19 protein-coding genes and 1 other RNA gene are annotated in these 26555 nt (G+C 67.1%); 11 read left to right on the top strand and 9 right to left on the bottom strand.

Annotated features, from left to right (window positions below; genetic code table 11):
• The first annotated feature begins 27 nt into the window (after positions 1-27).
• A complete protein-coding gene (glgX, locus tag H7A86_RS02085) occupies positions 28-2190 on the top strand; it encodes a glycogen debranching protein GlgX (RefSeq protein WP_115675758.1) in 2163 nt (720 codons plus the stop codon).
• A gap of 16 nt (positions 2191-2206) precedes the next feature.
• Entirely contained in the window at positions 2207-2839 is a 633-nt protein-coding gene (locus H7A86_RS02090) for an NAD(P)H-binding protein (RefSeq protein WP_119129399.1), read from the top strand.
• Between the two features lie 489 nt (positions 2840-3328).
• Here the strand turns inward: H7A86_RS02090 and H7A86_RS02095 are convergent, their stop codons facing one another.
• Positions 3329-4105: an SDR family NAD(P)-dependent oxidoreductase gene (locus tag H7A86_RS02095; protein WP_119130339.1), complete on the bottom strand. Its 777-nt coding sequence runs from the start codon at positions 4103-4105 to the stop codon at positions 3329-3331.
• Between the two features lie 217 nt (positions 4106-4322).
• Between H7A86_RS02095 and H7A86_RS02100 the strand changes: the two genes are divergently transcribed.
• From H7A86_RS02100 to H7A86_RS02110, 3 genes are all read left to right on the top strand, one after another.
• Positions 4323-4399: non-coding RNA, sX9 sRNA (locus H7A86_RS02100), on the top strand.
• Positions 4400-4641: 242 nt separating this feature from the next.
• Positions 4642-6051: an FAD/NAD(P)-binding protein gene (locus H7A86_RS02105; RefSeq protein ID WP_164739273.1), complete on the top strand. Its 1410-nt coding sequence runs from the start codon at positions 4642-4644 to the stop codon at positions 6049-6051.
• Between the two features lie 522 nt (positions 6052-6573).
• Positions 6574-7005, top strand: coding sequence for a VirK family protein (locus H7A86_RS02110; RefSeq protein WP_104534466.1), 432 nt, complete (start codon positions 6574-6576; stop codon positions 7003-7005).
• Positions 7006-7144: 139 nt separating this feature from the next.
• Here H7A86_RS02110 and H7A86_RS02115 read toward each other — a convergent pair whose 3' ends face one another.
• Positions 7145-8617 (bottom strand): efflux transporter outer membrane subunit, encoded by a 1473-nt coding sequence (locus H7A86_RS02115; protein WP_119130341.1) that lies wholly within the window; start codon positions 8615-8617, stop codon positions 7145-7147.
• An 88-nt stretch (positions 8618-8705) separates the two neighbouring features.
• Between H7A86_RS02115 and H7A86_RS02120 the strand changes: the two genes are divergently transcribed.
• The 4 genes from H7A86_RS02120 to H7A86_RS02135 all read left to right on the top strand — a co-directional run bounded on the left by H7A86_RS02120 (position 8706) and on the right by H7A86_RS02135 (position 14584).
• Positions 8706-9323: a TetR/AcrR family transcriptional regulator gene (locus H7A86_RS02120; protein WP_119129403.1), complete on the top strand. Its 618-nt coding sequence runs from the start codon at positions 8706-8708 to the stop codon at positions 9321-9323.
• A 75-nt stretch (positions 9324-9398) separates the two neighbouring features.
• Entirely contained in the window at positions 9399-10547 is a 1149-nt protein-coding gene (locus tag H7A86_RS02125) for an efflux RND transporter periplasmic adaptor subunit (protein WP_119130343.1), read from the top strand.
• Positions 10544-13642 carry an efflux RND transporter permease subunit gene (locus tag H7A86_RS02130; RefSeq protein WP_119130345.1) on the top strand — a complete coding sequence of 1033 codons (3099 nt, stop codon included), beginning with the start codon at positions 10544-10546 and terminating at the stop codon, positions 13640-13642. The genes H7A86_RS02125 and H7A86_RS02130 overlap by 4 nt, the downstream gene beginning before the upstream one ends.
• Before the next feature lie 135 nt (positions 13643-13777).
• Complete coding sequence (locus tag H7A86_RS02135; protein ID WP_119130347.1) at positions 13778-14584, top strand: oxidoreductase; 807 nt, start codon at positions 13778-13780, stop codon at positions 14582-14584.
• A gap of 331 nt (positions 14585-14915) precedes the next feature.
• Here H7A86_RS02135 and H7A86_RS02140 read toward each other — a convergent pair whose 3' ends face one another.
• A complete protein-coding gene (locus H7A86_RS02140; RefSeq protein WP_232099193.1) occupies positions 14916-15644 on the bottom strand; it encodes an SDR family oxidoreductase in 729 nt (242 codons plus the stop codon).
• A 156-nt stretch (positions 15645-15800) separates the two neighbouring features.
• On the opposite strand from H7A86_RS02140, the gene H7A86_RS02145 reads away from it, so the two are divergent.
• Together H7A86_RS02145 and H7A86_RS02150 are read left to right on the top strand one after the other, a co-directional pair.
• Positions 15801-16205: a winged helix-turn-helix transcriptional regulator gene (locus H7A86_RS02145; RefSeq protein ID WP_104649130.1), complete on the top strand. Its 405-nt coding sequence runs from the start codon at positions 15801-15803 to the stop codon at positions 16203-16205.
• A gap of 220 nt (positions 16206-16425) precedes the next feature.
• Entirely contained in the window at positions 16426-16758 is a 333-nt protein-coding gene (locus tag H7A86_RS02150) for a DUF6172 family protein (protein ID WP_104649192.1), read from the top strand.
• 60 nt (positions 16759-16818) lie between these two features.
• Here the strand turns inward: H7A86_RS02150 and H7A86_RS02155 are convergent, their stop codons facing one another.
• The 6 genes from H7A86_RS02155 to H7A86_RS02180 all read right to left on the bottom strand — a co-directional run bounded on the left by H7A86_RS02155 (position 16819) and on the right by H7A86_RS02180 (position 26396).
• Positions 16819-18111, bottom strand: coding sequence for a DEAD/DEAH box helicase (locus tag H7A86_RS02155; RefSeq protein ID WP_119130351.1), 1293 nt, complete (start codon positions 18109-18111; stop codon positions 16819-16821).
• 445 nt (positions 18112-18556) lie between these two features.
• Positions 18557-20095, bottom strand: coding sequence for a dihydrolipoamide acetyltransferase family protein (locus H7A86_RS02160; RefSeq protein WP_119130353.1), 1539 nt, complete (start codon positions 20093-20095; stop codon positions 18557-18559).
• Positions 20092-20475, bottom strand: a complete 384-nt coding sequence (locus H7A86_RS02165) for an SH3 domain-containing protein (RefSeq protein ID WP_119130355.1) — start codon at positions 20473-20475, stop codon at positions 20092-20094. The genes H7A86_RS02160 and H7A86_RS02165 overlap by 4 nt, the downstream gene beginning before the upstream one ends.
• Before the next feature lies 1 nt (position 20476).
• Positions 20477-21550, bottom strand: coding sequence for an alpha-ketoacid dehydrogenase subunit beta (locus H7A86_RS02170; RefSeq protein WP_164739271.1), 1074 nt, complete (start codon positions 21548-21550; stop codon positions 20477-20479).
• Positions 21543-22631, bottom strand: coding sequence for a pyruvate dehydrogenase (acetyl-transferring) E1 component subunit alpha (gene pdhA / locus H7A86_RS02175; RefSeq protein ID WP_104649134.1), 1089 nt, complete (start codon positions 22629-22631; stop codon positions 21543-21545). The genes H7A86_RS02170 and pdhA overlap by 8 nt, the downstream gene beginning before the upstream one ends.
• Positions 22632-22808: 177 nt before the next feature.
• Complete coding sequence (locus H7A86_RS02180) at positions 22809-26396, bottom strand: lamin tail domain-containing protein (protein WP_119130357.1); 3588 nt, start codon at positions 26394-26396, stop codon at positions 22809-22811.
• Between the last annotated feature and the right edge of the window lie 159 nt (positions 26397-26555).

Here is a 26555-nt window from a genome sequence, read left to right on the forward strand (position 1 = left end):
TGAGTTCACCGTTCTCAGGAGTTACCGATGGCCACCCGCAAGTTCACTCAGCGCTCGCGCATCCGCGAAGGCCGTCCCAACCCGCTCGGCGCCACCTGGGATGGCCTGGGGGTCAATTTCGCGCTGTATTCGCGCAACGCCACCCGGGTGGAGCTGTGCCTGTTCGACGAGCGTGGCCGCGAGCAGGAGCGCCTGGCGCTGCCCGAATATACCGACGAGGTCTGGCACGGCTATCTGCCCGACGCACGCCCCGGCCAGCTGTACGGCTATCGCGTGCATGGACCCTATGCGCCCGATGCCGGGCATCGCTTCAACCACAACAAGCTGCTGCTGGACCCGTATGCCAAGCAGATCGTCGGCGAGCTCAAATGGGCGCCGCACCTGTTCGGCTACACCATTGGCCACCGCGACAAGGATCTGAGCTTCGATCGCCGCGACAGTGCCGCGTTCATGCCCAAATCCGCGGTGATCGACCCGGCCTTCACCTGGGGCCAGGACCGCCCGCCGCAGACGCCGTGGAACCGCACGGTGATCTACGAGGCGCACGTGCGTGGGCTGAGCATGCTGCACCCGTCGGTGCCGCCGGAAAATCGCGGTACCTTCTCGGCTCTGAAGACCGACGAGCTGATCGACCACATCAGCTCACTCGGCGTCACCGCAGTGGAACTGCTGCCCGTGCACGCCTTCGTCGACGATCAATACCTGCTGGAAAAAGGCCTGCGCAACTACTGGGGCTACAACACCCTGGGGTTCTTTGCCCCACAGGCGCGCTACATGTCCACGCGCACCGTGGCCGAGTTCAAGCAGATGGTGGCGCGGCTGCATCACGCCGGGCTGGAAGTGCTGCTGGACGTGGTCTACAACCACACCGCCGAAGGCAACGAGCTGGGGCCGACGCTGTCGTTCAAGGGCATCGACAACGCCAGCTACTACCGCCTGGCCGACGATCGCCGCTTCTACATCAACGACACCGGCACCGGGAACACCTTCGACCTGACCAATGTCGGCGCGCTGCGCATGGTGATGGACTCGCTGCGTTACTGGGTGCAGGAAATGCATGTCGATGGCTTCCGCTTCGACCTGGCCACCATTCTCGGGCGCGAGCGCTACGGCTTCGATCCATCGGGCAGCTTTCTCGATGCGGTGCGCCAGGATCCGGTGCTGAGCCAGACCAAGCTGATCGCCGAGCCCTGGGATATCGGTCCAGGCGGTTACCAGGTGGGCAATTTCCCGCCGGGCTGGGTGGAGTGGAACGACAAGTTCCGCGACAACGTGCGCGCGTTCTGGCGTGGCGACGGCGGCCAGCTGGCCGAACTGGCCACGCGCCTGACCGGTTCGGCGGACCTGTTCAACCACAGCGGTCGTCGCCCCACCGCATCGGTCAATTTCGTCACCGCGCACGATGGCTTCACCCTGCGCGATCTGGTCAGCTACGAAGGCAAGCACAACTTCGCCAACGGCGAAGAGGGCAGGGACGGCAGCGACCACAATATCTCGGCCAACTACGGTGTCGAGGGCGACACCAACGACCCAGCCATCAAGCAGCTGCGCCGGCAGCAGATGCGCAACCTGCTGGCCACGTTGCTGCTTTCGCAAGGCACACCGATGCTGCTGGCCGGCGATGAGTTCGGCCATAGCCAGAACGGCAACAACAACGCGTATTGCCAGGACAACGAGCTGACCTGGATCGACTGGACTGCTGCCACCAAGGCCGCTGCCGCCGATCAGGCTGCGTTCGTACGGCGGTTGATCCGTATCCGCCAGCGTTATCCGCTGCTGCATCGCGCCCGCTTCTTCGACGGCAAGTTCGATGAAGCGCTGGGCTTGAAGGATCTCACCTGGCTGGCACCGGACGGCCACGAGATGGACGAAGCCAGCTGGCACGACCCGGAAGCGCGCGCGCTGATGCTGCGGCTGGATGGCCGCTCGCCGACCACCGGCCTGCGCGAGATCGCCGCCAACGTGACCTTGCTGATGCTGATCAATGCCGCCTCCACCAGCGTGTCGTTCACGCTGCCGGCGATGCATGACGAGCACTGGCGCGTGCTGGTCGACACCGCGCGCCACGGCGGCCGCGTGGTGGCCGGCGGCAGCGAATGGAAGGCCCCGGCGCACTCGCTGACCTTGCTCGCAGTGGAGCGCGATCGCATCGCCAGCAGCGCGCGCATCGTCTCCGAGGGCGCGCGCTGATGGCGGGGGTGATCTGATGGATGTGTTGCTGGCAGGGGCCACCGGTCTGGTCGGTAGACATGTCCTGCAACAACTCCTGGCCGATGCGCGCTGTACCGGCGTGGTGGCGATCACGCGCCGGCCGTTGTCCCAGATCCACCCCAAGCTGCGCAACCAGGTGATCGATTTCGATCGCCTGGACCACTGGACCGCACCGCGCATGGAAGCGGCCATCTGCGCCCTGGGCAGCACGATGAAACAGGCCGGCTCGCGCGAGGCGTTCTACCGCATCGACCACGATTATCCGATGGCGCTGGCACGCGCGGTCTGCGCGCAGGGCACCTCGGTATTCGTGCTGAATTCAGCCGCCGGTGCCGATGCGCACTCGCGCATCTTCTACAACCGCGTCAAGGGCGAGCTGGAACGCGACCTGCGCGCGGTCGGCTTCCCCTCGCTCACCTTCGTACGCCCGGGGCTGATCGGCGGCGAACGCGAGCAGCGTCGCACCGGCGAACACATCGGCAGCCTCGTGCTGGGCGCGCTCGGTCCGCTGCTGCCACGCCGCTTCCGCCTCAACCCGGCCGAACGCATCGCCGCCGCCATGGTGGGCGCCGCGCTGGCACCGGCGCGTGGGGAGCACAGTGTCGAGGCGGCGGAGCTGGCTGACTAACGCTGTCTTATCGCCTCGTCGCGAGGCAGTCAGATGGAGCGTCGGGTCGGCTGCCTAGTAGGAGCGCGCTGGCGCGCGATGAGGCGTTACCGATAAAGCTCCGTCGCGCGCAGGCACGCTCCTACAGATACACGTGCAGCAGAATAGAGGCCTGGTTGTCGCCTGTCTCGTAGGAGCGCGCCAGCGCGCGATGAGGCGTTACCGGTAAAGCCTCATCGCGCGCCGCGCTCCTACAAATGCGCGCGTAGCGGATCGGCGTTTTCGCCATTACAAATACCTTGCCTACACCCCAGCGACTGCCAAACCGTCCACCGCCAGGGCTCGCCCATAGCTGCGAGGGTGCCGCGGAAATAGGACTGGCTGCCAGCTGTGTCGTAGGAGCGTGCCTGCGCGCGACGCGGCGTTACCGATAAAGCTCCGTTGCGCGCAGGCACGTTCCTACGGGTCCACGCGGCGGATCGGCATCTTCGCCAGCGCAAACATCCCCGCTCACACCCCCAACGACTGCCCGCCATCCACCGCCAGCACCTGCCCGGTGATCCAGCGTGCCTGCGGCGAGGCGAGAAACAACGCCGCATCGGCGATGTGCTGCACCTGCCCGAATCCGCCGAATGGGATGCTGTCGCGGATGCATGTATACAGCTCCGGCTCTGCGTCGCGACGCAGAGCCCATAGCCCGTCGGGAAACTCGATCGAACCCGGCGCGATCGCGTTGACGCGGATGCGCTCGCGTGCGAGCTCGGCGGCCAGCGTGGTGGTGTAGTAATTCAGCGCCGCCTTGGCGGTGGAATAGGCGATGGCGCGTGGCGTGGGGCGCTGTGCATTGATCGAGCTGATGTTGAGGATCACCGCCGCAGCGCTGTTGCGCAGGTAGGGCAGCGCGGCGCGATTGCAGCGCACTGCGGCCATCAGGTCGATCTCCAGGCCGGCCTGCCAGCTGGCATCGTCGTTGCCGTGTCCATAGCCGGAGGCGTTGTTGATCACCACATCCAGGCCATCCAGCGCCTGTGCTGCGGCCTGCACGTAGGCCTCGATCTGCGCAGCATCCGACAGGTCGCAGGCGAAGGTGTGGACCGGCGTGCCATGTGGTGCCAACACCTGTGCGGCCTGTGCCAGGCCATCGGCATTGCGTGCGCACAGCGAGACTTGCGCGCCGTTGCGCACGAACGCGTCGGCAATGGCCAGGCCGATGCCACGGCTGCCGCCTGCGATCAGCACGCGTTGATTGCGCGGCGAGATTTGCGTGGGTGCTGCGGAAATGGACATGGCGGACACTCGATCGGAAACCGACATTATCGAGCAGCTCGGTCATGGCGCGGTGCCCGGTGCCGCCGTTGCAGTGTTGAGCGCATCATTGCAATGTCTGCTGTCCGTTCCACTCTTCCACCGCTTCTGCCAACGAGGCGCTGGCCAGCGCGCGTAGCGGGCTGGCGATCTACTGCGCTCATCCCCAGGCGCGCGCCGGCCGGTGCCCGGAATTGCCATGTGCCACGCGTGGACTCAGGTTCTGAGCGCGCCGTCCACACGCCCCGAGCGATTGCTCGCTACGTTTTGTCAGTCACCCTAATGGCGGTGCGCAGCACTGCGCTACGCGCCAGCTTGGAAGCCATGCACCGGCACCTGTCTGCGGTCGCGTGCGCTGTCATCTGCGTGCAACACGGTGTGCGCGCAGCTTGCGACGCAAGCCTCATCACCAAGCATGATCAGCTCATGCGTTTTCGGTTGTTCGCTACTAACCATTTGTTTACACGCTTGCATCGCGCTGCGGGCAAAACGTGCGGGTCATTCAGTGGGAGTTGCACATGGAAACCCATATCACCGTCATCGGTGCCGGCTTTTGCGGCACCGCGCTGGTCCGTGCACTGGCGCAGACGGCCGATGCGCAGGTGCGCATCACCCTGGTCGGCGTGGCCGATACCTTCGGCAGCGGCATCGCCTATGGCGCCGCACGGCCGGAGCACCTGCTCAACGTGCGCGCCAAGGACCTGGGAATCGATGCGCAGGCGCCAGGCGCCTTCGCCGACACCTTGCACCTGGGCGATAGCGGGCGGCTGGAATTCCTGCCGCGGCTTGCCTATGGCGATTATCTGCGCAGCGAGCTGGATACTGCGGTCAGCGGCGCGCAGGCGTCGATCGTGCGGCTGTCGCAGGAAGCGGTGGCGGTGGAGCGTGCACGCCAGGGCTTCCGCGTATTCCTGGCCAATGGTGACGCCTTCCACAGCGACCGGGTGGTGCTGGCGGTGGGCGCATTGCAGCCGCAGGCGCTGGCCGGCATCGGCCCGCGGCTGAGCGTGCATCCGCGCTATATCGGCTGGCCGTGGCAGGGCGATGCCCTGGCGCGCCTGGCGCCGGACGACGACGTGCTGATCGTCGGCACCGGGCTGACCATGGTGGACGTGGCATTGACCCTGCACACGCGCGGGCATCGCGGTCGCCTGCTGGCGATTTCGCGGCGCGGCCTGGCGCCGCAGGCGCATTTGCGCCAGCCGGGCGCGGCGCTGGAGTTGCCGCCGCATCTGCAGCGCGCACTCAAGGATGCCGACCTGCGCGGCCTGCTGCGCGGCGTGCGCCAGCTGAGCGCCGTGGTCGACGACTGGCGACGCGTGGTGGATGCCTTGCGCCCGCATCTGCAACCGCTGTGGCAGCGGCTGGAGCTGCCGCAGCGTGCGCGTTTCCTGCGCCATCTGCGCCCGTATTGGGAAGTGGCGCGGCATCGGGTTGCGCCGGGCGCGGCGGAGCAGCTGGCGCAATTGCAGGAATCGGGGCAGCTGCAGATCGTTGCAGCGCGGCTGCTGCGTGCACGTTGGGTGCCCGATGGCGTGGAAGCGGTGATCCGCCCGCGTGGATCGGCCGACGCGCAGACCGCTCATTACGATGCGGTGATCCGCGCCACAGGGTTGGATACCGATATCGACCGCACCAGTGACCCGCTGATCGCCGGCATGCGCGAAGCCGGGCTGCTGCGTGCCGACCCGCTGGGCCTGGGCGTGGACACCGATGCGCAACTGCGCGTGCGCGACGGTGCCGGGCAGATCGTGCCGGGGCTGTATTGCGTGGGCCCGCTGCTGCGCGGGCGTTACTGGGAAATCACCGCCGTGCCGGAGTTGCGCGTGGCCACGCGCGCCCTGGCAGAACGTCTGTTGCTGGGGGCGATGCCGGCGTTACAGCCAGAGCCGGAACAGGTGCCGCGCGAGGTCAATGGGCGTTTGTAGCGAATGTGCGTTCATTCCGACGTCTTTACGGACGGCCGGGCGTTGAAGCTTCGACGATCGCGGGTTCCAGCCCTTCTCCCATCGGGAGAAGGTGGCGCGCCCGCGCCGGATGAGGGTACGCGCGCAGCCTCGTGTGGTCAGAGGATTCTCTGAAAACGGTCATTCCGGTCGACGCGCCAGCCGTAGGAGCGGACCTGGCCGCGACTGAGGCGTGACCGGCACCCGCGCAGCGCGTGACGCGTGCATCGGACACTTGCGTGATGCGCATACCGTCTGCCGTGTTCCGTCTTTCCCCTGTCATTTTTTCTGGCGCGGAAGACGCCCGATCACGCTGCAAGCAGCCTCTGCGCGCACGGGCATAGCCCCCATCCGGCAATTGCGTGCGGGCTTCGCCAAACAGCGCAATCATGCCGCGTGATGCGTAGCGCAGCGCAGCGGTGCAGACAGGACTAGGTCATGGTGATCGCCCTGGGCAGATGACCGTCCAGGGCGTTTGATTCCCCCGTCCGCCTGGAGTCCGCCATGCCCCGTCTTGCTCCCGCCACCTTGCTCGCCACGCTGTGCGCCTGTGCGCTGCCCGCCTGGGCCAGCGAATCGCTCAATACGCGTGCTGAAGTGCTCGCAGCCCTGGAATCCGGCTACGACGTCAGCCTGACCACCGACCTTGGCCGCTGCACACCCGAAGAAGGCACGCCCGTCACGCAGACCCGTGGCGGCCGCCATATCGACGCGTACCGCATCACCGAAGACGGCACCGCCGCGTTCTCCGGTTCGCACTTCACCGTGGCCAACGACGGCAAGCCGATCCAGCAGTTCATGCGCTACCAACTGCGCCCGGATGGCAGCGTGCGTTTCACCACCTACATGTACGACCTGCCGGGCCTGCAGCAACGTGGGCCGGTGCTGGCGTATCAATGCACGATCAATCAAGGCATCCGCTTCCACGCCGATTGAGCGCGTTGCACCGTGACGACTGCAGGCTGCAGTGCAGCGCCATCGCGTTGCCCTGCGGCCTGCAGCGGTCGGGTCGCGTGCCGATGCCATGCAATCGCCGCGGCTGGCGATTGCATGCTCGGGTCTTGCCTGGGTCACGTCACCGCGGTGACGACTGCTGCACTGCCACCGCCTCGGCGGCGCTGGATTGCCAGCCTCCGCCCAGTGCCCTGAAGGTGGCCACTGCGCTGCGCGCTGCATCCGTGCGCGCCTGCACCTGCGCATCGGACGCGCGCAGCAGCGTGTCGTCGGCATTCAGCACTTCGATCAGGCTGACCGCGCCTTTCTCATAGGCCAGGGCCGAGGCGCCACGCGCCTTGCCAAGCGCCTCCACTCCCTGCGACAGCACCGCGGCCTGCTGCTCGCGCTTGACCAGCGCGGTGAATGCATTTTCGACGTCCTCGGTGGCGCGCAGGACCGCCAGGCGATACGCCGCCAGTTGCTCGGCTTCCTGACCCTTGGCCTGGGCGATCTGCGCATTGATGCGGCCGAAGTCGAACAGCCGCCAACGCAGCCCCAGCACACCGGACGACTGCGCGGCATCGCCGGTGAACAGGTTGCCGCCGGAGATGGCCGTGGCGCTGCCGAGCAGGCCGCTGAGCGAGAACTTGGGGTAGTACTCGCTCATCGCCACGCCGATGCGCGCGTTCGACGCTGCCAGCCTGCGTTCGGCGGCGATCAGATCGGGGCGGCGGCGCAGCAGGTCGCCGGGCGTGCCTGTGGCGGCGATCTGCGGTGCAAGCGGAATCGGCTTGGTGGCGGCCAGTTCCGCGCGGTGCGTGCCGGGCGGCACACCCAACATCACGTCCAGGGCGTTCATCGCCGCGACCAGGCCACTTTCGATGCCGGGCACCGACGCCTGCGCCTGCGCAAGCGCGCCTTGCGCCTGCTGGAGTTGCAGCTCGGGCGCCAGTCCCTTGCCATGCAGCAGCGTCACCATCGACACCAGCCCCTGCTGGGTGGCGACCTGGCGCTGGGCCACCTCCAGCCGGGCCTGCAGGCCGCGGATGCTGATGTAGATATCGGCGGTCTGCGCCGCCACCGCCAGGCGGGTGGCGGCGGCACCGGCTTCGCTGGCCTGGTAGTCGGCCAGGGCGGCCTGGCGCCCGCGACGCAGGCCGCCGAACAGATCCAGTTCCCAGCTCGCGCCCAGGTTGGCTTCGTAGGTGCTGGCATAGCGGTCGAAGTTAGGCGTGCTGCTGAGCACCTGGCCAAGCGGCGTTTCCAGCGACTGGTAGGCGCGGGTCGCGTTGCCGCTGATGTTGCCCGAAGGCAGCAGCGCGGCGGTGGCGGCAGTCAGCCCGGCGCGGGCCTGGGTGACGCGTGCGGTGGCCTGGGCCAGGTCCAGGTTCTGCGCCAGCGCCTGGGTGACGTAGCGGCTCAGGTCCGGGTCGTTGAAGCCGGTCCACCAGGTGGCCAGGTCGGCCTGCACGGTGGCCTGGCGTTCAGCCACGGCGGCCTGACCAAGGTAGCGATCCGGCACGGGCGCGTCCGGGCGGGCGTAGTCGGGGCCGACCGCACAACCTGCGGCGAGGCTGGCGGCAATAAGCGCTGCAAGGGTGCGGAGTGGCATGAGGAGACCAAAGTGGCGAAACGGTGAGTGACTGTAATACGAAATGGTCACTTTTGTAAGTCGGGGACGACAGCGCTAAGCTGTCCAAATGAACAAAGCATCCAGTTACCCAGTTGCGGGCCGGGGCCCGGTCGATCACGACGTGCGCGACCAGATCGTGGCCGCAGCAGCCGACCACTTCAGTCGCTATGGCTACGAAAAGACCGCCGTGTCCGATCTGGCAAAGGAGATTGGGTTCTCCAAGGCCTACATCTATAAGTTCTTCGCCTCAAAGCAGGCCATCGGCGAAGTCATCTGTGGCCAGTGCCTGCAGGAAATCAAGCTCGAGACGGCCGCGGCCGTTGCCCAGGCAACAACGCCGCAGGAGAAATTACGCAGTCTTTTCAAGGTGGTAGTCAACGAAAGCCTGCGCCTGCACGCACGCGGACCGAAGCTGTACGAGATTGCCACGTCTGCCTCGATCGAGCGGTGGCCCACGGTCCTCGTCTACGAAGCGCAGCTGCAGGCGCTGCTGCAGGAGATCCTGGTGGAGGGGCGCCTGAGTGGTGACTTCGAGCGAAAGACGCCGCTGGACGAGGCGAGCCGGGCGATCTACCTGGTGATGCGGCCATACATCAATCCGCTGCTGCTGCAGCACAGCCTGGAGTACGCCGAAGAGGTCCCGGCGCTGTTGTCGAGTCTGGTACTGCGCAGTCTGGCGCCCTAGTTCGTTTGTGACTATTGACTGATTTGGTCACAAGTCTCAAGATGCGAGCCATCAACAGCTCGCTTTGAGACGACCATGCTGCCGCGCCTCCCGATTCCCTTCGCCCTACTGTGTGTTCTGCCGCTGGCGCTGAGCGCCTGCGGAGGCAATGCTCCTGCTGACCCGCGGACCGCCGCGCCGCTGGTCCGGGTGGCCACTGTCGCGTACGCCGACGCAGGCGCGCGCAGTTTCTCCGGCACCGTCGCCGCGCGGGTGCAGAGCGACCTGGGCTTCCGCGTCGCCGGCAAGGTATCCGAGCGGCTGGTCGATGCCGGCCAGCGCGTCAAGCGTGGGCAGCCGCTGATGCGCATCGACCCGGTGGACCTGCAACTGGCCGCGCGTGCGCAGCAGGACGCGGTGGCCGCTGCCCGCGCCCGTGCCCTGCAGACCGCCGAAGATGAAGCCCGTTATCGCGACCTGCGCGGCACCGGCGCCATCTCCGCCTCGGCCTACGACCAGATCAAGGCGGCCGCCGATGCGGCCAGGGCGCAGCTGAGCGCCGCCCAGGCCCAGGCCGATGTGGCGCGCAATGCCAATCGCTATACCGACCTGCTGGCCGATGCCGACGGGGTGGTGATGGAGACCCTGGTCGAGCCGGGCCAGGTGGTTGCTGCCGGGCAGCCGGTGGTGCGCCTGGCGCATGCCGGGCCGCGCGAGGCGGTGATCCAGTTGCCGGAAACCCTGCGCCCGCAGGTTGGCTCGGTGGCCCAGGCCACCTTGTTCGGCAACGCTGCGGTCAGCGTGCCGGCCACCTTGCGCCAGCTTTCCGAGAGCGCAGACCGGCTCACCCGCACCTTCGAGGCGCGGTACGTGCTCAACGGCGCGCTGGCGCAGGCGCCGCTGGGCACCACCGTCAGCGTCCGCGTGCCTGCCGGCACCGCCACCGGCACCCAGGCCGGCCTGCAGGTGCCGCTGGCCGCGGTGTTCGATGCCGGCAAGGGGCCGGGCGTGTGGGTCATCGCCGGCAACCCGACCCGGGTGAGCTGGCGGCCGGTGACCGTGCTGGGCCTGGACGATGACCATGCCAATGTCGCCGGCAAGCTGGGGCGTGGCGAGCGCATCGTGGCGCTGGGCGCGCACCTGTTGCGCGACGGCGAGCGGGTGCGGGTCGCCAACACGATCGCGCCTGCCAATGGCAGCGCGACCGTCGCCAAAACCGCGTCCGCGGCAGGAGCGCAGCCGTGAGCGAGGGCCGATTCAATCTCTCGGCACTGGCGGTACGCGAGCGCTCGATCACGCTGTTTTTGATCTTCCTGATTTCGTTGGCCGGCCTGGTCGCATTTCTCAAGCTGGGCCGCGCCGAAGATCCCGCCTTCACCGTCAAGGTGATGACCATCGTGACTGCCTGGCCGGGTGCCACGCCGCAGGAAATGCAGGACCAGGTGGCCGAGAAACTCGAAAAGCGCCTGCAGGAACTGCGCTGGTACGACCGCAGCGAAACCTATACGCGCCCCGGCCTCGCGTTCACCACCTTGACCTTGCTGGACAGCACGCCACCCAGCCAGGTGCAGGAGCAGTTCTACCAGGCACGCAAGAAGGTGGGCGACGAAGTCGGCAACCTGCCGGCCGGCGTGATCGGGCCGATGGTCAACGACGAATATGCCGACGTCACCTTCGCGCTGTTCGCCCTCAAGGCCAAGGGCGAGCCGCAACGCCTGCTCGCGCGCGATGCCGAGACCCTGCGCCAACGCATGTTGCATGTGCCGGGCGTCAAGAAGGTCAACATCATCGGCGAACAGCCCGAGCGCATCTTTGTCGAGTTCTCGCACGAGCGCCTGGCCACGTTGGGCATCAGCCCGCAGGACGTGTTTGCCGCGCTCAATGCGCAGAACGCCTTGAATGCGGCAGGTTCGGTGGAAACGCGCGGGCCGCAGGTGTTCATTCGCCTGGATGGTGCGCTCGACAGCCTGCAGAAGATTCGCGACACCCCGCTGGTGGTGCAGGGCCGCACCCTGAAGCTGTCGGATATCGCCACGGTCAAGCGCGGCTACGAGGATCCGTCCACCTTCATGATCCGCAGCGGCGGCGAGCCGGCGTTGTTGCTGGGCATCATCATGCGCGATGGCTGGAACGGGCTGGATCTGGGCAAGTCGCTGGACAGCGAAGTCAGCGCGATCAATGCCGAGCTGCCGCTGGGCATGACCCTGAGCAAGGTCACCGACCAGGCGGTCAACATCGACGCATCGGTCGGCGAGTTCATGACCAAGTTCTTCGTCGCATTGCTGGTGGTGATGCTGGTGTGCTTCGTCAGCATGGGCTGGCGCGTGGGGATCGTGGTGGCGGCGGCGGTGCCGTTGACGCTGGCGGCGGTGTTCGTGGTGATGCTGGCCACCGGCAAGAACTTCGACCGCATCACGTTGGGGTCGTTGATCCTGGCGCTGGGCCTGTTGGTGGACGATGCCATCATCGCCATCGAGATGATGGTGGTGAAGATGGAGGAAGGCTACAGCCGCGTCGCCGCATCGGCCTATGCGTGGAGCCATACCGCCGCGCCGATGCTGTCCGGCACGCTGGTGACCGCGGTCGGCTTCATGCCGAACGGCTTTGCCGCCTCCACCGCCGGCGAATACACCAGCAACATGTTCTGGATCGTGGGCATTGCGTTGATCGTGTCGTGGGTGGTGGCGGTGGTGTTCACGCCTTATCTGGGCGTCAAGCTGCTGCCGGACCTGAAGAAGATCGAAGGCGGCCACGCCGCGATGTACGACACGCCGCGCTACAACCGCTTCCGCGCTGCGCTGGGGCGCGTCATCGCGCGCAAATGGCTGGTGGCCGGCTCGGTGGTGGGGCTGTTCGTGCTCGCGATCGTTGGCATGGGCATCGTCAAGAAGCAGTTCTTCCCGATCTCCGATCGCCCCGAAGTCCTGGTCGAAGTGCAGATGCCGTACGGAACCTCGATCAACCAGACCAGCGCGGCCACTGCCAAGGTCGAAGCCTGGCTCGCCAGGCAGGACGAAGCCAAGATCGTCACCGCCTACATCGGGCAGGGCGCGCCGCGCTTCTTCCTGGCCATGGGCCCGGAGTTGCCGGACCCGTCGTTTGCCAAGATCGTGATCCGCACCGATGACCAGCACCAGCGCGATGCATTGAAGCTGCGTTTGCGCAAGGCCATTTCCGAAGGCCTCGCATCCGAAGCACGCGTGCGTGTCACCCAGCTCACCTTCGGCCCGTACTCGCAGTTCCCGGTGGCGTACCGGGTCAGCGGGCCGGACCCGCAGGTGTTGCGTGGCATCGCCGCGCAGGTCAGGCAGGTGATGCAGGACAGCCCGATGCTGCGTACCGTCAACACCGACTGGGGCACGCGCACCCCCACGCTGCATTTCACCCTGGACCAGGACCGCCTGCAGGCAGTGGGGCTGACCTCGACCGCCGTGGCCCAGCAGCTGCAGTTCCTGCTCAGTGGCGTGCCGGTCACGCTGGTGCGCGAAGATATCCGCAGCGTGCAGGTGATGGCGCGTTCGGCCGGCGACACGCGCTTCGATCCGGCGCGCATCGCCGACTTCACCCTGGCCGGCGCCAATGGCCAGCGCGTGCCGTTGGCGCAGGTGGGCAAGGTGGATGTGCGGATGGAAGAGCCGATCATGCGGCGCCGCGATCGCGTGCCGACGATCACCGTGGGCGGTGATGTCGATGACCAGCTGCAGCCGCCGGATGTCTCGGCCGTGATCACCAAGCAATTGCAGCCGATCATCGAAAAGCTGCCCAGCGGATATCAGATCAAGGAGGCGGGTTCCATCGAGGAATCCGGCAAGGCGACCACCGCGATGCTGCCGCTGTTCCCGATCATGCTGGCGGCCACCTTGCTGATCATCATCCTGCAGGTACGCTCGATCTCGGCGATGGTGATGGTGTTCCTGACCAGCCCGCTGGGCCTGATCGGTGTGGTGCCGACCTTGATCCTGTTCCAGCAACCCTTCGGCATCAATGCGCTGGTGGGCCTGATCGCGTTGTCGGGCATCCTGATGCGCAACACGCTGATCCTGATCGGGCAGATCCACCACAACGAGGCCGAGGGTCTGGACCCGTTCCATGCCCTGGTGGAAGCCACCGTGCAGCGCGCCCGGCCGGTGATCCTGACCGCGCTGGCGGCGATCCTGGCGTTCATCCCGCTCACGCACTCGGTGTTCTGGGGCACGCTGGCCTACACGCTGATCGGCGGCACCCTGGCCGGCACGATCCTGACGCTGGTGTTCCTGCCGGCGATGTATTCGATCTGGTTCAAGATCCGCCCCGATACCGGCAACGGCAGCAGCACCGCGGCGGTTGCGCAGCACGCCTGAGTGCCATGGGCGACGGCGGCCATGCTGCCGTCGCCTTTCGCTACAGGGCGCTTGTCATCCTCGCGTTCGATCCGCGCGCCGCCAACGGCTGCGCACCTGGCCGGCCGCTCTTCCCTCATAGATAAAGGAATTACCATGCAACAGCAGTCCGTTGTGCTGATCACCGGTGTGTCCTCCGGCATCGGCCGCGTTGCCGCAGAGCGCTTCGCCCAGCGCGGCTGCACCGTCTACGGCAGCGTGCGCGCGCTTTCCGGCGCCGCGCCGCTGGCCAATGTGGAATTGGTCGAGATGGATATCCGCGACGCTGCCTCGGTGCGGCGCGCCGTCGACGGTATTGTCGGCCGCAGCGGCCGCATCGATGTGCTGGTCAACAACGCAGGCAGCAGCCTTATCGGCGCAGTGGAGGAAACCAGCCCCGAAGAAGCTGCCGTGCTGTTCGATACCAACGTGCTGGGCATTTTGCGCACGGTCCAGGCAGTGGCACCGCACATGCGTGACAAGCGCCGGGGGCGCATCGTCAATGTCAGCTCGGTGCTGGGTTTCCTGCCGGCACCGTACATGGGGGTGTATGCCGCCTCCAAGCACGCGGTGGAAGGGCTGTCGGAAACGCTGGACCACGAGCTGCGCCAGTTCGGCATCCGGGTGACGCTGGTAGAGCCGGCGTACACCAAGACCAGCCTGGGCAGCAATTCGCCGGTAGTGCAGAGCACCATCGCCGAGTACGACCGCGAACGTGACATGGTCGGCCGTGCGGTCACCGGCTACATCGACAATGCGCCGGGACCGCAGGACGTGGCCACCACCGTGGTGGAGGCCGCACTGGGCAAGTGGCGCATGCGTCGCACCCCGCCCGGCCAGGCATCGCTGCTGAGCAAATTGCGCCGGTTCATGCCCGCCAGTGCGGTGGATGGCAGTTTGCGCAAGCAGCTTGGGCTGAGCTGACGCACGTAGCGCGCCTGCGGGTGGATGCGTGACACCTTGCGCATCGACAAACACTGCGCGTCGCCGGGCAGATGCGGGGGGTGCCTGCAGTCGCCACGCACTGCCTGTCCATCGCCGGCCTTGCGTGTGTCGCCCCACCCATGTGAGGCGACCCCTCACCGCTCGGCAGCGGCGGCTAGGTCAACCGCGTGCCGAGCGATGACCAACGCACCGATTTCGAGCACCGACCACGCCCGGGTGGCGGTGCGCACAGGGGTTTTGCTAGCTGCTCCGAAGCGTTGCGTGCCCCATGCCGCCGGGGAGCCGGCTACATGGAGTGGTCGAGCATCGGTTACACCTGGTCGGTGGGTAACACATACACTTCGGCAATATTGACGTTCGCCGGTGCCTGCGCTGCGAACAGGATGGTGTCGGCAATATCCATCGGATCCAGCATCCGAACCGTGCCGGCATAACCGGCCATCATTGCCTGATATTCCGCGCTGGTGGTCTGTGCCGGAAGCTCGGTTGCAACGATGCCCGGCTGAATGCTGGTGACGCGGATGTTGTGCTTCTTGCCGACTTCCATGCGCAGGCCTTCGGTGAACGCGGTCACCGCAAACTTGCTTGCCGAGTACACCGCAAATCCCTGGCCAAAGACCTTGCGCCCGGCGATCGAGGAAGTATTGAAGACATGGCCGGAATGCTGCTTGATCATCTGCGGCAGCACCGCGGCGGCCACGTTGAGCACGCCTTTCACGTTGACATCGATCATCTGTTCCCATTCGTCGGTGTGGAAGTCATCGATGCTGGACAGCGGCATGATGCCGGCGTTGTTGACCAGCACATCGATGGCGCCATAAGCGGCGATCAGTGCTGCGACGCCGGCTGTGACCGAGTCCTTGCTGGCGACATCCATTTCCAGCACGACGGCCTGGCCGCCCGCCTGCTCGATGTCTGCCTTCAATGCCTGCAGCCGGTCGATGCGACGTGCGGCAAGGCCCACCTTCATTCCTGCCGCTGCGAGTTTCTTGGCCGTTGCGCTACCGATGCCGCTGGAGGCGCCGGTAATCAGGGCCACTTTGCCGTGGAGCTCATTCGTTGACATGGACAGTTTCTCGCTGGTTGTCGATACGGGATTGGACGCGGCGATACCGCGTCCAGTCGGTTTTCAGTACCGGCGAGATGATATCCATCCTATACTTAGTTTCAATTACGCACTTTGAGGTAACTAGATATGGCCGAGGAAACCGCTGCGCCCTGCGACCTCTATCGCATCTCGGATATCCGCACCGTGCTGGAGCCGATCGCCAACAAGTGGTCGATCATGATCATGACGGTGCTGTGCAACGGGCCGACGCGCTTCAATCAGATCAAGCGGCAACTGGACGGGGTGACGCACAAGTCGCTGACCGAAGCGCTGCGGCGGCTGGAGCGGATCGGCTTGATCAGCAGGGAAGTGATTTCCTCGTCTCCGGTGGCCGTGCAATACCGGCGCACGCCCTTGGGCGACACCCTGGAAGCGCCGATGATGGCGCTGCTGCACTGGTGCCAGGACCACGCCGATGAGGTGATTGCGGCCGAGCAGGCGTTCGTCGCGGGCACGCAAGCGCTGGCGCCGGCAACGGCAACGGTGGGGTGAGGGACTGCGGCTGATGCACGTGTGCGCGATGACGAATTGAGGTGGCAGAAGCTTGCACATGGTGCTGCCTGGCATCGGCGTGCATCCCGGCACGAACGCGACCACGCAATCGAGCGCATGCACACGCAGGTGCCTGCTCGGTCCACGCCAATGGCCGGCGATTCACCCAGACTGGCCGCATGGCCTCACAATAGGCGGCCAGTTCCCAACCGATGTCGCCATGCGCAAGACCTATCAGCTCAACCTCGAAGGCAAGAACCGCGATCGTCTGCTGGAGTCCAGCAAGCACGATATCCGCAAGTACATCCGCCGCGAGCGCCGCAAGGATTTGCCCGAAGGCGCGGATTACTGGGACTTCGACATGCGCTTCGGGGCGGACGAGGCCAGTGCCGCGCCGCTGCCGCCGGCCGAGCTGATCCGCTCGATCAATGCGCTCACCAGCGAAGGTGGCGAACAGTTCTTCGTGGAAATCCTGCGCAAGCCCGGCAAGCGTACCCCGCGTGCGGATGGCGACAACGCGCCTGGCGGCGAGCTGGATTTCGAGCAGGACTGAGGCATCGTCGCACCGTCCACCTTCGCGTGACGACAGCGCGTCAGGTGGCACTTCCCGCTGTCAGTCGGGCTTGCCAGCCTGCTTCGCCGCCGCTGCGCGTTGCTTGTCCTTCTTGCTCGGCCGCCTGCCCTTGATGCCGCCGTTGTCGTCCGGAGCGCGCGCGCCGTCATTTGGCGTCTGCGTCGCAGGCGCAGTTGCCGCCAGGGTCGGCTCGAAACCGGCAACCACGCTGGTGGGCACGCGCAGGCCCTGGCGTTTTTCGATCAGGCGCCATTGCGGCTGGCTCTCTGCGGTGATGAAGCTGATCGCAAGGCCGCTGGCGCCTGCGCGCGCGGTGCGGCCGATGCGGTGGGTGTAGTCCACCGTCGAGCGCGGCAGGTCGTAATTGACCACTGCCGGCAGCGCATCGATATCGATGCCGCGCCCGGCCAGATCGGTGGCCACCAGCACCTGCAGCTCGCGCTGTTTGAAGGCATGCAACGTACGCTCGCGGCGGCCCTGGCTCAGTTCGCCATGCAGCGGTTGCGCGTTGATGCCGGTCTTGGTGAGTTTTTCGGCAACTTTCTCGGCGGTGTGCCGGCTGGCGACGAATACCAGCACATGCGACCAGCCATGCTCCTGCAGCAGGTGGCGTAACAGCTGCGTGCGCTGGCCGGCGTCGACGGCGATCGCGCGTTGTTCGATCGCAGGCGCAGCTTCCGGGGTGGCATCAACGGTGATGCGTAGCGGGTCGCGCAGGCGACGCTTGGCCAGCGAGGCGATGCCGGGCGGAAACGTGGCCGAGAACAGCACGCTCTGCCGTTGCGCCGGCAGCAGGGCCAGGATGCGATCGAGCTCGGCGCCGAAGCCCAGTTCGAGCAGGCGGTCGGCTTCGTCCAGCACGAGCGTGGCAACCTCACCCAGGCGCAGCGCGTTGTGATCCATCAGGTCCAGCAACCGGCCGGGCGTGGCGACCACGATATCGGCACCACCGCGCAGGGCAAGCAACTGCGGATTGATCGAACTGCCGCCGGTGGCCGCAACGATCTTGAGCCGCCGCGGCAGATGCGCGGCCAGTTGGCGCAAGGTGTCTTCGACCTGCGCGGCGAGTTCGCGCGTGGGCACCAGCACCAGCGCGCCGAGCACGCGCGGGGCAACATCCGGCGCCAGGCAGCGTTGCTGCAGCAGCGGCAGCGCATAGGCCAGCGTCTTGCCCGAACCGGTCTGCGCCATCGCAATCAGATCGCGGCCCTGCAGCATCGGCGCAATCGCCTGCTGCTGGATCGGCGTGGGCGTGTGGTGGCCGGCGCGTGCCAGCGCGGTGTCGAAGAATGGCTGCAGCTGCGGCGACAGCGAAAGATGGGCAAATGACATGGACCGATTATCCAGGCATTTGCACTGCAATGGTCGGTGAGACCCATGCGGGGCCGCCGCGGGCACTGCGTCGGTGGGCAGGCGAGGGCCCTGCAGAAAACCCGCAGATCGGCTGCTCTGCAACTGACCCATCCGCAGTGTTCAAGCCTCATCGGGGCACGACACATAAAGCGACCAATACTTCGACCAAGGCGTCATTCCGCCGCGGTCAGATGCTTGAAAAAAAACGGTGGGTCGACTGCGCGGTGCCCTCACCGAGCGGCGCCCTCAACCGATCGTGTGACACGTCGTGACTTCATCCATGGATGGCGACATGGTGGCCTACCGCCAACGGTCCCCAAGCAGCGCGTGCACTGCAAGCGCCGACTTGGCCGCGTGCGGATGAGATCCACAAGCCCGGCCGCGCCCACGTGGCGGTGGACGCGGCCGTCTTGCTGTCCGCGGGTTAGTTGGCCAGCGCCAGATCGTCCAGCAGCGCACGCAGGAAACGCGCAGCTTCGCCGCCGGTGGCGGCGCGGTGGTCGAAGGTCAGCGACAGCGGCATCACCTTGTGGGTTTCCACCCCACCCATCACCGGGGTGAGCTGGTAGCGCGCGCGCCCGGCGGCGACGATGGCCACGCATGGCGGCACCACCACCGGAGTGGCGTAGCGGCCGGCGAACATGCCGAAGTTGGACAGCGAAATGGTGTAGCCGCTGAGCTCCGACGCGGCGATGCTGCGGGTTTCCACCTGCTGGCGCAGCCGGTTGACGCTCTCGCGGATGCCGTGCGCGTCCAGCATGTCGGCATTGCGCAGCGCGGGCACGAACAGGCCTTCTTCGGTATCCACCGCAATGCCGATATCGACCTGGGGGTGCAGGGTGCGGCTGAGTGCCTCGCCGTCGAACCAGGCGTTGAGGGCCGGCACCGCCTGGCAGGCACGCACGATGCCGCGCACCAGGCGCACGGTGACGTCGTTGCCGGGCTGCCAGGCGTGGATGTCGGCATCGTCGTTGAGCGTGGTCGGTACCACCTTGCTGTGCGCATCGGCCATGACCCGCGCCATGTTGCGACGCACGCCCTTGAGCTGTTCGGGTTGGCCCTTGACGCTGGTGCCGGGCGATTGGGTACGCATCGGCTTGCCGCTGGCCGACAGCGACGAGCGGGCGGTGGTGCCCTCATCCGCCCTGCGGGCACCTTCTCCCGCAGGCGGGAGAAGGGAACGCGCGTTGCCATCCGAATGGTTCGCGTTGTTGTCCGAAGGATGCACGCTACCGTCTGACTGGTGCGCGTTGTTGCCTGCGGTCGCTCCGCCGCCAGCGGCGGTCCCTCGGCCACTGGCCGATGAGGTCGACACGCCCTGCGCGCCGGCTGAAAGCCGTGCGGTGCCCGCGGCTGCGGCCTGCTTCACATCCGCCATCGTCACCGTGCCGTCCGGGCCGGTGGCGCGCACCTGTGCCAGGTCCACCCGCAGCTTGCGCGCCAGCGCACGCACCGCCGGCATCGCGCGCACGCCGCCGACGGCAATCGCCTGTTCGCTCTGCACGGCGTTGGAGCTCTGCATCGCACCGACCACCGTGCCGGCGTCGTCGCGCTCGCTCTGGCCACTGGCGTCGGCGTCGGCGATCTCGCCACCGTTGTCGGAGGCGACCACGCGCGCGGTCGGGCCGGCCGCGCTGTCGCCGGTGCTGGGCGTGTGCGTGGGTGCAGGGCCATGCGAGTGGCCGGTGTCCTGACCGTCGGCGCGCTGCGGCTGCGAGGCGTCCAGCGTGAACTGCGCCAGCATCGCGCCGGTCACGATCACATCGCCAGCGGCACCGGCGAGCTTGGTCACGGTGCCGGAGAACGGCGAGGGCACCTCGACCACCGCCTTGGCGGTCTCCATCGAGACCAGCGGATCGTCCAGGCGCACGCTGTCGCCTTCCTTGACGAACCATTCGACGATGGTGGCATCGGGCAGGCCTTCGCCCAGGTCGGGCAGGTGGAAATTCTTGGCTTCGCTCATGGCAGGTTCTCTTGCGCCGCAGGCAGCGGCGGCATGGTGTCGTCGAGGAGTTCGAGGTCGGCAGCCGGCAGCCAGCCCTGCATGCCATCGGCACGCTCGGACCACCACCAACCGCCATGTTCGTAATGCAGCAACACGTCCTCGCCCTGTTGGGCGTCGAGTTCGCGTGCATCGTAGTCGCGCAGGGCTTCGGCCTGGCCGTCGCCCAGAGGGCGCAGCCAGGCCACCGGGGCCCAGCCGGCATGGCCGTCGCCGGTGTTGACCCAGGCGAAGGCCGGCCATTCCTCGTCGCGCACGCCGATGGTCACGTGCTGGCCAGCGTGGAAGCGGATCGGGTTGGCGTACGCGGCGCGGTAATCGCAGAGCAGACGGGCGCGCATGTCAGCCGGCAGCCACCGCGCGACGGGCGGCGGTGACGATGCGCTCCACGCTCGGCAGGTACTTCATTTCCAGCCGGAACAGCGGAATATGCGTGTCGTAGCCGGTGACGCGTTCGACCGGTGCGAGCAGGTCGTACATCGATTTTTCCGCCAGCTGCGCGGCGATCTCCGCACCGAAGCCGGCGGTGCGCGGGGCTTCCTGCACGATCACGCAGCGGCCGGTCTTGGCCACCGATTCGGCGATGGTGTCGAAGTCCAGCGGGCGCAGCGTGGCCACGTCGATGACTTCGGCGCTGATGCCTTCGCCGGCGAGCTTGTCGGCCGCTTCCAGCGCTTCCTTGACCTGCGCGCCCCAGGTGACCAGGGTGACGTCGGTACCGTCGCGCAGCACGAAGCACACATCCAGCGGCAGCGCTTCGCCATCGTTGGCGACCACTTCCTTGTACTGGCGGTAGATGCGCTTGGGCTCCATGTAGATCACCGGATCCGGGTCGCGGATCGCGGCCAGCAACAGCCCATAGGCGCGCTGCGGCGAGGACGGCAACACCACGCGCAGGCCGGGCACGTTGGTGAAGATGGCCTCGTTGGCTTCGCTGTGATGTTCCGGCGCGCGGATGCCGCCGCCCCACGGCACCCGCAGCACCATCGGGCAATGCAGGCGGCCGCGGGTGCGGTTGCGCAGGCGTGCGGCATGGCAGATCAGGTGATCGACCATGGGATACACGAAGCCGTCGAACTGCGCTTCGGCCACCGGCTTCATGCCCTGCGCGGCCAGGCCGACGCTCAGGCCGGCGATGGTGGTTTCGTCCAGCGGCGTGTCCAGCACCCGCTCGCTGCCGAAGCGCTGCTGCAGGCCGGCAGTGGCGCGGAACACGCCGCCGTTGACGCCGACATCCTCGCCCAGCACCAGCACCGCAGGGTCGTGTTCCAGCTCCCAGGCCAGCGCCTGGGTGATGGCTTCGATCAGGGTGATGGGCGAACTCATGGCACTCTCTCCGCGCGTGGCTGCGGCGTTGTAAGGGGCACTGGCCTGCTGCTGTGTCGCAGCCAGGTGTGACTGGTTGAGCTCATCCATGACGGGCCTCCTGCGCCATCACCTCGGCGCGCTGGGCCAGCAACTCGGCCGGCGGGTCGCCGTAGAGGTAATCGAACATCGCTTCGACCGGCTGCACCGGGGTGTTGAGATAGGCATTGACCTCTGCGTCCACGCGCGCACCGCATTCGGCCTTCCATGCGGTTTCCTGCGCCTCGTCCCACAGGCCTTGCGCGGTGAGATAGCGGCGCAGGCGCAGCAGCGGCTCGCGCGCCCAGCCCTGCTTGACCTCTTCTTCGCCGCGGTAGCGCCGCGCATCGTCGGCGGTGGTGTGATCGGACAGGCGATAGGTCAGGAACTCGATCACCGTGCCGCCGTCGCCGGCCAATGCGCGCGCGCGCGCCTGGCGCATCGCCTCGAGCACCGCGATCAGATCGTTGCCATCCACCTGAAGGCAATGCAGGCCGCCGGCCAGGCCCTTCTGCGCCAGTGTCTGCGCACCGGTCTGCGCCGAGCGCGGCACCGAGATCGCCCAGCCGTTGTTGATCACGCACAGGATCAGCGGCAGTTTGTAGGCACCGGCCGAATTGAGCGCGGCATAGAAGTCGGTCTTGGAGCTGCCGCCATCGCCACAGCAGGCCACCGCGACCTGCGGCTTGCCCCGCAGCTTGAACGACAGCGCCGAACCGGCTGCATGCAGGCACTGGGTGGAGATCGGCACGCAGATCGGGAAGTCGATCGCCGCATCGGCATCGCGCGGATAGTCGCTGCCGCGTTCGTCGCCACCCCAGTACAGCAGCACATCGCGCGGGCGCACGCCGCGTTCGAACATGGTGCCGTACTCGCGATAGCTGGGCGCGAACACATCGCCACTGCGCATCGCCGCGCCGATGCCCACGTGGGTGGCTTCGTGACCGAGGCAGGCCGCATAGGTGCCCAACTTGCCGGTGCGCTGCAGCGCGACCGACTTGCTGTCGAAGGTGCGCACGAACAGCATGCGCTTGAACAGGGCGAGCAGCTGTTGCGGGTTGGCGGCGTCGGCCGGCAGGTCGTCGCGGACGATCTGGCCGTCCGCGTCCATGTATTGCAGATATTCGATCTCGAACTGCGCGGCTACGCTCATTGCGGCGACACCTTCACCAAGAAGTTTCAAATGATATGAGTTGCGATGTTAAGGACCACACAGCAAAAAGCTGTCCTGCACCGCAGCACACAATGATGCTGGCTTGCACAAAAAAAAGGGCGCGGACCAGGCCGCGCCCTTTGTCGCAGTACAGAATTGCGACGTGGTGCACTGCGATCAGCGGCGGTCGGCGCCTCCACCGATCGGGGTGACGATCAGCGCCGAATCGTTGGCCGGGTTGGCATCGGGCGAGGTCGATGTGGCGCTGGCCTGCACGCGGATGGCACCGTTGGCAGGGATCGGCCTGGCTGCCACGGTCAACTGGAAGGCCAGCTGCGCGCCCGGCAGCACGACCGCCGCGCTGCTGCACACGAAGCGGGCATTGCGCAGCGATTGCACCTGTTTGTCGCAGCGCCAGCCCTGCGGCGGCACCAGCTGCGACAGCGCAGACACCGTATTGCCTTCGATCACCAAGCCGGGACGCTGCGCCGGCGCGGCACCGACGTTGTCCAGCAGCACGCGGTAGCTGGCGCTGAACGCTGTTGTCGGCAGGCTGGCCGGGCCGTCGAACCGCACCGCCAGGTCGCTGCGCGGCTGCGGCCGTGCCTGCACCACAACGGCAGCGGTGTCGGTGTTGTTGTCCGGCTGCGGGTCGGGCGACTGCGAGGCGACCGAGGCGGCCAGGGTCAGGGTGCGCCCGGCCAGGTCCGTGCCGGCATCCAGTTGCACTGCAAAACTCTGCGCAGATCCCGCCGCAAGCAGTGGGATATTGCAGGTAAACGTGGTCTGCGTGGCATTGGTCTGGTTCTGGCAGATCCAGCCCGGCGGGGCAGTGAGGCGCGCCCGTGCCGGCAGGTCGAATACCAACGCCAGCGCAGTGAACGGCGCGCGATCCGGCCCTCGGTTCTCTACATCCACGGTGTAGTCGATGTGCTCGCCTTCGACCACCTGGTCGCGCGCGGCGGTGACAGCCACCTGCACGTCCGCGTTCACCTGCTTGGTCATGCGCAACAGCACCACGGTGGGGTCGTGGTCGGACAAGCGCGTGGGCGTATTGGCATCGTTGCGCGCGGTGCCGGGGAAGTCGGCATTGATGCGCGCATGGCCCACCGACAGCGAGGCGATGTTGGGTGCGCGCATCAGCGCCTCGTTGGCCAGGATGTGGTCCAGCGACTGCACGTTGCCGTCGAAGGCGTACGAGTAGCTCTGGTCGGGCGTGTTGAACCAGGTCAGGTCGGTGTAGTCCGGGTTGACCAGGTCCACGCCATCGCCGCCCACCACGGTCTGCGCATCCGGCGCCGGCTTGCCGGTGACGGTACCCATCGCATCCACGTAGCCGTCGTTGAACTCGAAGGCGTTGAAGTCGCCCATCACCAGCACCTGCTCGGCCGGGTCGAGCTGCTGGCGCGTCTGCAGCAGGCGCGCCAGGTACTCGGCCTGGGCCTGGCGCTTGGCGCGGATGCGGGTGCCGGCCGCATCGTCGGTCTCGGCGCCGTTGAGCGAGCGCTGATGCACCACGATGGCGGTCAGCGGCAGCACGCGGCCATCGGCCTGGTGCACTTTGGCACTGAGCACCAGTGGCGGGCGATCGTTGAGCAGGCTCACCGCGCCGCCCGGTTCGGTCCAGGTGGTGGTCTTGCCTTCCTGGGCGACGGACACCACTTCCACGCGCGGCACGCCGGCCGACACCGCAGCGGTCTTGACCAGGAAGCCCACGTCGATACCGCCGACGTCGTTGCCTTCCTGCAGGTAGGCCACGTACTGCGGATCGGGCTGGCCGGAAGCGATGGCATCGGCGTTGATGCGCGCAGCCAACGTCTGCAGCACACCGAGGCTTTCCACTTCCACCGTGCCCAGGATGTCGGGCGTGTGCAGGTAGTTGCGGATCGCCAGCGAGGCCTTGTTGAGGCGGGCCTGGAATGCGGCCGGGGTGAGCACCGGCTCGCCGGTCGCCGGGTCGTTCTGGTCGTCGAAGAAGCGCTCCATGTTGTAGGTGGCCACGGCCACGTCGTCGGCCTGCGGCAGCGGTGCCGGGCGCGGTTGGTCGGCACCGTTGCAGTTCACCTGCGGGGTGCGTTCCGGATACAGCGTGTAGCGGCGGAAGCTGTAGTCCAGCGGGCCGGTGACATCCTGCAGGACGCAGCCCGATGCCAGGTCCAGACGCTCGGCGCCGACGCCGGCACTGCCGACCGCGATCACTTCCGGGTTGGTGTTCCAGCGCGGCACCCCGGCAGGCGAGCCGGCCGGCAATGGATCGGGCAACTGCACGCCGGGCTCGCGAAAGGCACGCGGCACGCCGGTGACCACCGCATGGAAGACGCCATTGCTGGTGGCGGTGGCGTTGGTTTCGTTGACGTTGCCGCCGGTGGGCGCATTGACGGTGAGGCTGGCGGCGGTAACGCGCATGCCTTCCAGCGCTTCGAGCTGATCAAAGGCACCGTTCGGGTTGGGGAAGTTCGCGCTCAACGCCACCGGCATCGGCAACGGATTGCCGGTGGAATCCAGCAGCACGGTCAGGCTGCCGCCGATCTCGGTCAGTGGCGGCTGGGTCGGGTCGGCGGTGGGCACGTATTCGATCACCGTGCCTTGCACGCGTACCCGGTTGCCGATGGCAGCGGCGTCCGGCGGTGCGCTGCCGGTGTAGACGTAGACGCCTTCGGAGGTGGCCGCATCGCCATCGGTTTCCGCATCTGCTGCCTGCAGGAAGAAGCCGGCGCTGCGACGGGCGGTGACGATGCCCGAGGTGGCGACCACCTGGCCTTCCAGCGGCGAGCGTGCGCCCTTGCCCTGGATGGCGTGGATCGGCAGCAGGCTGAAGTCGTCGTTGAGGACGGTGCCGGTGGCGCTCAGCGTGGCCGGCAACGCGCCGGTGAGGCCGCTGATCCGCAGCGCGAACGTCTCGTCGGGCTCGGGTGTGGTGTCGCCCAGCACCTCCACGCTGATGCTGGCGCTGCGCTCGCCGGCGGCGATCCGGACGCTGGACGCGGGCAGGGCGACATAGTCGCTGCCAGCGACGGCGGTGCCATCGGCGGTGGCCGCGGTGAAGCTCACCCCGCCCGCACCGGCCGGCTGGCTCAGGCTCAGCGTGAACACAACGCTGCGGCTGCCGCTGTTGCCCTCGGCCTGGCTGACATCGGCCAGCGTGGCGATCGGCTGGCCGCCGCCACTGCACAGGCGTGCGGGGCTGGCGGCGTTGCGCGGAGCCGGCGTGCCGGTGGCGAAATCGGCCGCGTTGTTGTCGGTGTCGGTGCAGCCATCGCCGCCGCGCAGCACCGCCAGCGTATTGCTGGGCGCCGGGGTGGGCGCATTGCCTTCGGCGCAGCTGGCGGTGCTGCCATAGCCGACCAGATCGGCATTGCCGGTGGGGCAGGCGCCGCTCAACGCCGAGGCGCTGTTGCTCAGCGCCACCTTGCCGGCGCCGCCGCCCATGGCGATGGTGCCGGTGGCATCGGGCGTGGGTAGCGCAACGCTGCCGCCGCTGCCGTCGGCCTGCTTGACCAAGTAGTAGCCGCCGGCCGGAACGCTGCCCGCCAACGGGGTGACCTGCCAGCTGCTGCCGGCGGCAGAGGCGTACTGCACCGACCAGCCATCCAGGCTGACCGTGGTGCTGCCGATGTTGTGCAGCTCGATGAAATCGCTGCGGAAGGTGGCACCGCTGTTGCCGCCACCGCCGTAGACCTGGCTGATGACGACCTGGGCGTTGGCGTGGCCGGCAACCGCCAGCGCACAGACAAGTAAGGCTGCACGACGCTGCAACACATGCATGAGATGAGAGTCCCCTGATCCGTGAGACGTGAAACGCTCCCCTGGTCCGGCCACGTCCCTGGCCGGCAGCGCCGTTCGATTCTGCATGAATTTGCAGACCTAGGTTGACGATACGGTGACACCGGCGCAGTTGCTGCGACTGCGCAGTCGAAAGCGGTT

This window comes from Xanthomonas euroxanthea, from assembly GCF_903989455.1.
Lineage (GTDB): Bacteria > Pseudomonadota > Gammaproteobacteria > Xanthomonadales > Xanthomonadaceae > Xanthomonas > Xanthomonas euroxanthea.

What these genes read in the sequence shown, in the direction of transcription:
- H7A86_RS02155 (WP_119130351.1), bottom strand. Translation starts at nt 18,111, where the DNA reads ATGTCATTTGCCCATCTTTCGCTGTCGCCGCAGCTGCAGCCATTCTTC.
- H7A86_RS02165 (WP_119130355.1), bottom strand. Translation starts at nt 20,475, where the DNA reads ATGCGCGCCCGTCTGCTCTGCGATTACCGCGCCGCGTACGCCAACCCG.
- H7A86_RS02125 (WP_119130343.1), top strand. Translation starts at nt 9,399, where the DNA reads ATGCTGCCGCGCCTCCCGATTCCCTTCGCCCTACTGTGTGTTCTGCCG.
- pdhA (WP_104649134.1), bottom strand. Translation starts at nt 22,631, where the DNA reads ATGAGCGTAGCCGCGCAGTTCGAGATCGAATATCTGCAATACATGGAC.
- H7A86_RS02135 (WP_119130347.1), top strand. Translation starts at nt 13,778, where the DNA reads ATGCAACAGCAGTCCGTTGTGCTGATCACCGGTGTGTCCTCCGGCATC.
- H7A86_RS02105 (WP_164739273.1), top strand. Translation starts at nt 4,642, where the DNA reads ATGGAAACCCATATCACCGTCATCGGTGCCGGCTTTTGCGGCACCGCG.
- H7A86_RS02160 (WP_119130353.1), bottom strand. Translation starts at nt 20,095, where the DNA reads ATGAGCGAAGCCAAGAATTTCCACCTGCCCGACCTGGGCGAAGGCCTG.
- H7A86_RS02090 (WP_119129399.1), top strand. Translation starts at nt 2,207, where the DNA reads ATGGATGTGTTGCTGGCAGGGGCCACCGGTCTGGTCGGTAGACATGTC.
- H7A86_RS02110 (WP_104534466.1), top strand. Translation starts at nt 6,574, where the DNA reads ATGCCCCGTCTTGCTCCCGCCACCTTGCTCGCCACGCTGTGCGCCTGT.
- H7A86_RS02180 (WP_119130357.1), bottom strand. Translation starts at nt 26,396, where the DNA reads ATGCATGTGTTGCAGCGTCGTGCAGCCTTACTTGTCTGTGCGCTGGCG.
- H7A86_RS02120 (WP_119129403.1), top strand. Translation starts at nt 8,706, where the DNA reads ATGAACAAAGCATCCAGTTACCCAGTTGCGGGCCGGGGCCCGGTCGAT.
- H7A86_RS02170 (WP_164739271.1), bottom strand. Translation starts at nt 21,550, where the DNA reads ATGGATGAGCTCAACCAGTCACACCTGGCTGCGACACAGCAGCAGGCC.
- H7A86_RS02150 (WP_104649192.1), top strand. Translation starts at nt 16,426, where the DNA reads ATGCGCAAGACCTATCAGCTCAACCTCGAAGGCAAGAACCGCGATCGT.
- H7A86_RS02115 (WP_119130341.1), bottom strand. Translation starts at nt 8,617, where the DNA reads ATGCCACTCCGCACCCTTGCAGCGCTTATTGCCGCCAGCCTCGCCGCA.
- H7A86_RS02095 (WP_119130339.1), bottom strand. Translation starts at nt 4,105, where the DNA reads ATGTCCATTTCCGCAGCACCCACGCAAATCTCGCCGCGCAATCAACGC.
- glgX (WP_115675758.1), top strand. Translation starts at nt 28, where the DNA reads ATGGCCACCCGCAAGTTCACTCAGCGCTCGCGCATCCGCGAAGGCCGT.
- H7A86_RS02145 (WP_104649130.1), top strand. Translation starts at nt 15,801, where the DNA reads ATGGCCGAGGAAACCGCTGCGCCCTGCGACCTCTATCGCATCTCGGAT.